Consider the following 2,777-nt stretch of genomic DNA (forward strand, 5'->3'; position numbering starts at 1 on the left):
CCCGCTCCCCGCCACAGCGCCGCGCCCGCCCCCCCGCCACCACACTGTATGTGGGGGTCGGCGCGCGCCGCCCTCCCGCACACATCCCCGCCCGCCGCGCCCCCCCCCCCCGCTTTCGCAGAAGAGACGCAGGCTGCGCCAGCCCTCGTCCACCGGCATCCCGCCGGACAGCGGATGCAGGACGAGGCTGTCCAGGCCCAGCTCCACGCACTGGTCGGGAGTGAGGACGCGGTAGACGCCCTCCGCGCGCAGCTCCTCGACCGTCGTGGCCGCCGACTTCACCGCCGAGCGGATCTCGCCGGACTGCCAGGAGGCGTACGTCCGTGCCTCGTGCAGGAAGTGGCGGCCGTACTCGGCCCAGGCCCGGTCCGGGTCCTCGGCGATGTGCAGCAGCGGCGTCTCGGCGCCGGGCATCATGGTCCAGCCCTCGGTGCCGTACTCGATGAGCCGCTCCTTGTAATAGGCCTCCAGCTCCGGCAGATGCGCGCTGGGGAAGAACGGCAGGCCGAGCCGGGCGGCGCGCCGGGCCGCCGCCCGGGAGGAGCCGCCCACCAGCAGCAGGGGGTGCGGGTCCGAGAACGGGCGCGGGGTGACCCGTACCGTACGGCCCCGGTAGCTGAACTCCTCGCCGGTCCAGGCCTTCAGCAGCGTCTCCAGAAGCTCGTCCTGGAGCTTGCCGCGCCGCTTCCAGTCGACGTCGAACTGCGCGTACTCCTCGGGCCGGTAACCGATGCCGGCCACGGTCACCAGGCGGCCGCCGCTGAGCAGGTCAAGCACGGCGATGTCCTCGGCGAGACGCAGCGGGTCGTGCAGCGGGCCGATGATGGCCGAGACGGTGACCGCGACCTGCCGGGTCGCCCCGAAGACCGCGCCCGCGAACGCGAACGGCGAGGGCAGCCAGTTGTTGACGGCGCCGTGGTGCTCCTCCGTCTGCACCGTGGTGATCCCGCGGTCGTCGGCGTACGTGGCCATCTCGACGGCGGCCCGGTAGCGGGCGCTGAGCGAGGCGGGGGTGGCGTCGGGTTCGACGAGGTTGAAGCGCACGACCGTCACGGGCATGGGGAGCCCCCCTTCGTGTGTGGAGGGGGACGGTAACTGACGGAACGTCAGGTTTCCATAGCGCGCACCGACGAGGTCTGCCAATGGGAGGTGACGGCGCGGCAAGGGTGTGTCACGGCCCACCGTATGGGCCGTGACACACCCTGGGTACGCTGCGCGTACCCGTACGTACCCAGGGAAACCGGAGCAGTCGGCCTGCCGCCCGCCGCCGATACTGAGGACGTTGTGACTCCGCCCTGAAGGCTTCCCGTCGACGCGCGGCCGAGCGGCGGACCAGCCCGGCCCGCGGGGGCACGCGGCCCCGCACGGACAACGGCTGGCAGGCGGATAGGTCACGCATACTGGGCTTGTTATGGAAACCATCATCCTTGCTGTAGTCATCGCCGTGGTGGTGATCGGCGCGCTCGGTGGGCTCGTCGTCGGCAGTCGCAAGCGGAAGCAGCTGCCCCCGCCGCCCCCCGCCGCCCCCGACATCACCGCTCCACCGGCCGAACCGCACGTCGGCGACGAGGCCGAGGCGCCACACGACGAGCCGCGCCGCACCGTGGAGGAGGTGGATCTCCCCGAGGGCACGGCCGCACCGTCGGTCGTCGTCGAAGAACCTCCGGCCGCCGCCCCCCAGATCGAGATCCCGGAACCGACCGCCGGGCGTCTGGTGCGCCTGCGCACCCGGCTCTCCCGCTCGCAGAACGCGCTCGGCAAGGGGCTGCTCACGCTGCTCTCGCGCGAGCACCTCGACGACGACACCTGGGAGGAGATCGAGGACACGCTGCTCGTCGCCGACGTCGGTGTGCAGCCCACCCAGGAACTGGTCGAGCGGCTGCGTGAACGGGTGAAGGTGCTCGGCACGCGGACGCCGGAGGAACTGCGCAACCTGCTGCGCGAGGAGCTGATCCAGCTTCTCGTCCCGGAGTTCGACCGTGAGGTCAAGACCGACTCGAACCTCGACACCCCGGGCATCGTGATGGTCGTCGGCGTCAACGGCACCGGCAAGACCACCACCACCGGCAAGCTCGCGCGCGTGCTCGTCGCCGACGGCAAGAACGTCGTTCTCGGCGCCGCAGACACCTTCCGCGCCGCCGCCGCCGACCAGCTCCAGACCTGGGGCGAGCGCGTGGGCGCCCGTACCGTCCGCGGCCCCGAGGGCGGCGACCCCGCCTCGATCGCGTTCGACGCGGTCAAGGAGGGCATCGAGGAGGGCGCGGACGTCGTCCTCATCGACACCGCTGGCCGGCTCCACACCAAGACCGGCCTCATGGACGAGCTCGGCAAGGTCAAGCGCGTCGTGGAGAAGCACGCGCCGCTCGACGAGGTGCTGCTCGTCCTCGACGCGACCACCGGGCAGAACGGTCTGGTGCAGGCACGCGTGTTCGCCGAGGTCGTCGAGATCACCGGCATCGTGCTGACCAAGCTCGACGGCACGGCGAAGGGCGGCATCGTCATCGCGGTGCAGCGCGAGCTGGGCGTCCCGGTCAAGCTGGTGGGCCTCGGAGAGGGCGCGGACGACCTGGCGCCCTTCGAGCCGGAGGCGTTCGTTGACGCCCTTATCGGAGAGTGACCACCCGCGCGAACGCGTAGGTGCCCGAAGAACAGGGGGGCGGGGGGCGGCGCCGGGGCGGGTGGGGGGGGGCCCCCGCCGCCCCCGGCTACTACGCCGTCGCGGGCGCCCCGCCCGCCCCCCCCCCCCCCCCCCCCCCCCCCCCGGGCGCCCGCGGGCG

The 2,777-nt window shown here is 72.7% G+C and carries 2 protein-coding genes; one reads left to right on the forward strand and one right to left on the reverse strand.

The window, feature by feature from the left end; genetic code table 11:
• Positions 1-1,059 (reverse strand): LLM class flavin-dependent oxidoreductase (locus ACFXGX_RS35135; RefSeq protein WP_384799765.1); only part of this gene is annotated, 1,059 nt, incomplete at its 3' end.
• Between the two features lie 352 nt (positions 1,060-1,411).
• On the opposite strand from ACFXGX_RS35135, the gene ftsY reads away from it, so the two are divergent.
• A complete protein-coding gene (ftsY, locus tag ACFXGX_RS35140) occupies positions 1,412-2,617 on the forward strand; it encodes a signal recognition particle-docking protein FtsY (RefSeq protein WP_384799768.1) in 1,206 nt (401 codons plus the stop codon).
• The last annotated feature ends 160 nt before the right edge of the window (positions 2,618-2,777 follow it).

This window comes from Streptomyces sp. NPDC059371, from assembly GCF_042751995.1.
In the GTDB taxonomy this organism is placed as follows: domain Bacteria; phylum Actinomycetota; class Actinomycetes; order Streptomycetales; family Streptomycetaceae; genus Streptomyces.

Coding starts and splice junctions, on each gene's coding strand:
- ftsY (WP_384799768.1), top strand. CDS start 1,412: ATGGAAACCATCATCCTTGCTGTAGTCATCGCCGTGGTGGTGATCGGC.